The sequence below is a fragment of the Mycobacterium sp. TH-M25 genome, from assembly GCF_057473665.1.
The window spans coordinates 1-4,044 of sequence record NZ_JBYCLA010000021.1 but is presented as its reverse complement, the minus strand read 5'-3'; the positions used below and the strand labels follow the sequence as shown (position 1 = coordinate 4,044).

4 protein-coding genes are annotated in these 4,044 nt (G+C 68.1%); 1 reads left to right on the top strand and 3 read right to left on the bottom strand.

Going from position 1 to position 4,044, the window contains the following annotated elements; all coding sequences use genetic code 11:
- Window positions 1-140, bottom strand: a 140-nt coding sequence (locus AC2VOU_RS00750) for a histidine phosphatase family protein (RefSeq protein ID WP_486955631.1), incomplete at its 3' end; no start/stop codon positions are given.
- A 215-nt stretch (window positions 141-355) separates the two neighbouring features.
- Between AC2VOU_RS00750 and AC2VOU_RS00745 the strand changes: the two genes are divergently transcribed.
- Window positions 356-1,156 (top strand): ParA family protein, encoded by an 801-nt coding sequence (locus tag AC2VOU_RS00745; protein WP_486955630.1) that lies wholly within the window; start codon window positions 356-358, stop codon window positions 1,154-1,156.
- Here the strand turns inward: AC2VOU_RS00745 and AC2VOU_RS00740 are convergent, their stop codons facing one another.
- Entirely contained in the window at window positions 1,157-2,380 is a 1,224-nt protein-coding gene (locus AC2VOU_RS00740) for an Rv3212 family protein (RefSeq protein WP_486955629.1), read from the bottom strand.
- Window positions 2,381-2,400: 20 nt separating this feature from the next.
- Window positions 2,401-3,924, bottom strand: coding sequence for a DEAD/DEAH box helicase (locus AC2VOU_RS00735; protein WP_486955628.1), 1,524 nt, complete (start codon window positions 3,922-3,924; stop codon window positions 2,401-2,403).
- Window positions 3,925-4,044: the final 120 nt, after the last annotated feature.

Genomic DNA, 4,044 nt, shown 5'->3' with positions numbered 1-4,044 from the left:
AGCGCCTGTCCGGCGGTAACCGCTTGGGCTCGCCCGTTGTCGGTGAGGTCGATTTCAGTGTGCCCGGTGTGCTGACCGGACAGCGACCACTCGGTCTCGCCATGCCGAAGCAGCACCAGCCGATGACTTTGGACGCTCATGTCTACCGATTGTGCCTGACAGTTGCGGCCGTCGGTGCGCGGGCATGATGGTGTCAATGCCAGGATGGCAGGTGTTGACCGCCGGTGACGATGCAGAGCGTAGCGATGCGGAGGAGCGGCGTAGAGATGACCGCCGGTGACGATGCAGAGCGTAGCGATGCGGAGGAGCGGCGTGAGATGACCGCCGGTAAGAAACAAAGGGGAGCGTCGTTGCGATGAAGGGGACCCGAGTACTGGCGGTGGCCAACCAAAAGGGTGGGGTGGCCAAGACGACGACGGTGGCGTCGCTGGGCGCGGCGATCGCCGACGCAGGCCGGCGGGTGCTGCTGATTGATCTGGATCCGCAGGGCTGTCTCACCTTTTCGCTCGGCCAGGACCCGGACAAGTTGGCGGTGTCGGTCCATGAGGTGCTGCTCGGCGACGTCGAGCCCAGTGCCGCGTTGGTGGAGACGGCCGAGGGGATGACGCTGCTGCCGGCGAACATCGACCTGGCCGGCGCCGAGGCGATGCTGTTGATGCGGGCGGGCCGCGAGTACGCGCTCAAGCGCGCACTGGACAAGCTCGGTGACATGTTCGACGTCGTGATCATCGACTGTCCGCCGTCGCTCGGCGTGCTGACCCTGAACGGGCTTACCGCTGCCGACGAGGTCATCGTGCCGTTGCAATGCGAGACGCTGGCCCACCGCGGCGTCGGGCAGTTCCTGCGGACCGTCGATGACGTTCAGCAGATCACCAACCCGAAGCTGAAGCTCTTGGGTGCGCTGCCGACGCTGTACGACCCGCGCACCACCCACACCCGCGACGTACTGCAAGATGTCGCCGACCGCTACGACCTGCCGGTGCTGGCGCCGCCCATCCCGCGCACGGTGCGATTCGCCGAAGCCAGCGCATCGGGCTCGTCGGTGTTGGCCGCGCGCAAGAACAAGGGTGCGTCTGCCTACCAGGAGCTGGCGCAGGCGCTGCTCAAACACTGGAAGACGGGCAAGGCGTTGCCCACCTTCGCGGTCGACGGCTGACTAACCCAGCGCGACCAAAGTGTTACCGCGTTGCTCCAGCAGTTGGGAACCCGACGCGAGCGGGATCACCGGCGCTTCGGACGGTTCGCGGGATAGCGGCAGGAAGTCCTCGCCGACTCCAGTGACCGGATCGCAGACGGCAATGCCCTCCGTGACAGGGACCAGCAGCTTGCCGGCCATCAGCGTGGCCGGACCCACCGGAGCCGACGAGCCCGCCGGCCCCACCGAATACCGGTAGGTCAGGTTCGCCGCGTCGAACACCATCACCCGGTGGCCGGTCCACCAGCTGATCAGGTTGCTGGACCGGGTCACCACATTGGATGTCAGCGGCGGCTCAGGCAGCAGGGTGCTTGCGATGGTGGTGCCGGTTTCGTCGATGACGTCCACCCTGGGTTGGGGCGCGGGCAGGTAGATCGCGGTCCTGGTCTCCGACACGGCCAGCACTTTGGCGCCGGAGTCGGCGCCGATGCCCGGTTCGGCGACATTGTGCTGATCGGGTTCGTCCTCTTCCTTGGCCGGCCGCAGCAGCGCGAGTCGCAGATCGGCCTGTCGGCCGCACGCCTCGAACACCGACACCGCCGACGAGCTGGCGGCGGCCGACGTCAGGCGGCAGCCGGTGTGCAGTCCCTTCGACCCGACCGCTGAAGGCTTTGCTGGCGCGTCGATCTCGCCGTAGGACAGCATCCGAACCATGTCCGATCGCCACAGCTCGAGCCGGGTGTCGCCGGCGGACAACACCGTCGTGCCGTCCGAGGACAGCTCCACCCGGCGGTTGCTGTAACTGCTGCGGGCCGGCCCGCGCTGCCCGGTGGACGCGTCGATGGTGCTGACCTGGCCGCAGCCCCGGTCGTCGCGATACACCGCGACCGCGTAGCGGTACACCCAGGAGACTCCGCACAGGTCGGCGTCGCGCGCGTAGCTCCATCGCACGGCGCCGGTGGCGGGGTCGCGGCCCTCGACGAGCCGACCGTCGCCGGTGACGACGGATCCGCCGACGGCGACCGGTTGCCCGGTGGCCGGGCTGTTGGCCCTCCAGAGCTCGCGCAGCGACGACGGCACCGCGTGCGCGGGCGTCGGATTGGGCGCGGGCACTGCCGCCGGGCGGCTGATAGTGGCCCGGGCGTCGCTGGTCCACCACATCAACGCCGCAGCCGCGGCCACCACCGTGACGATCGCTGCCGCCGCCAACAGATCGGCCTTGGTGCGGCGTTCCGGCTTGACCATCGTGCGACAGCGTCGCCGAATCAGTTGACGGTGGCGGTGGCGGTGGCGCCGGCTGACTTGCGGGGGCGGCGACGGCGACGACGAGCGCGGGTGCCGTCGCCGGATTCGGAGTCGGAATTGCCTGCGGCCGTTACCGATCCGTCTGACTCGCCTGTGCCGGGGTGTCCGGTCGCGGCCTGTCCGCCGCGGGTGCGGCGGCGCTGGCGGGTGCTGTTGCGCGGCGCCGCGGGCGCGTCCCCGCTGCGTGCACCAGTCGATGCGCTCCGTTTGACCGGTGATTTCTTCGGCGCGCCGACAGCGCCCTTGGTCTCGGTCGGAATGTCCAGCTCGACATAGATGTGCGGCGAGTTCGAGTACGTCTCGGCCGGATCGGGGCAGTTCAGGCTGAGCGCCTTGTCGATCAGCGTCCAGCGGGGTAGCTCGTCCCAGTCGACCAGCGTGACCGCGATACCGGTCTTGCCGGCCCTTCCGGTGCGGCCGATGCGGTGCACATAGGTGTTCTCGTCGTCCGGGCACTGGTAGTTGATGACGTGCGTGATGTCGTCGATGTCGATGCCGCGGGCGGCCACGTCGGTGGCTACCAGCACGTCGATGTCGCCGTTGCGGAACTGCTTGAGTGCCTTCTCGCGAGCGATCTGACCCAGGTCGCCGTGCACGGCGCCGACGGCGAAGCCGCGCTCGGCGAGTTCGTCGGCGACTTTCTGGGCGGTGCGCTTGGTGCGGGTGAAGATCATCGTGGCGCCGCGTCCGCGTGCCTGCAGCATCCGGCTGACCAATTCCACCTTGTCCATCGCATGCGCACGGTAGGCGTACTGCTTGGTGAGGTCGTGCACCGCCGAGGAGTGCGGCGCCTCGGCCCGGATGTGGGTGGGCTGGTTCATGAAGGTGCGGGCCAGCGTGATGATCGGGTCCGGCATGGTCGCCGAGAACAACATCGACTGCCGCTCGTCGGGGATCTGCCGCAGGATCCGCTCGATGTCGGGCAGGAAGCCCAAATCGAGCATCTCGTCGGCCTCGTCGAGCACCAACACCGCCAGGCCGCCGAGCTGCAGGTGACCCTGCTGGGCCAGGTCGAGCAGCCGGCCGGGCGTGCCGACCACCACGTCTGCGCCGGCGCGCAGCGCCTCGATCTGCGGCTCGTAGGGTCGACCGCCGTAGATGGACACCACCGACAGGTTGCGGTCGCCATCGTCGGTCTTCAGGTACTTCGCCGCGGTGGACAGGTCACCGTAGACCTGCAAACAGAGTTCGCGGGTGGGCACCACGATCAGGGCCCGTGGGATGCCGGACAGCGGCCGATCGGCGCCCAGCGTGGTGATCCGCTGTAACAGCGGGACGCCGAATGCGAAGGTCTTCCCCATGCCGGTGCGGGCTTGCCCGATCAGGTCGTCGCCGGTGAGTGCCAGCGGAAGCGTGAGCTCCTGGATGGCAAACGGATGCTCGATGCCTTGCTCTTTGAGTGCCTGCACGATTTCGTCGCGGACACCAAGGTCGGCAAAGGTCGATTCGGGTGCGGCTTGGCTGGGTGTGAGGAGTGGAGTCATGCGTGAAGAGGTGCCTTTCGGGCTCGTATTCGATTGGTCAATCGTTGCGGTCACGCGCGCACCAGTTGACGGTCGAATACGTTGCCGATTCGCGGGCCCTGCACTGATGAGAGGCGGGCC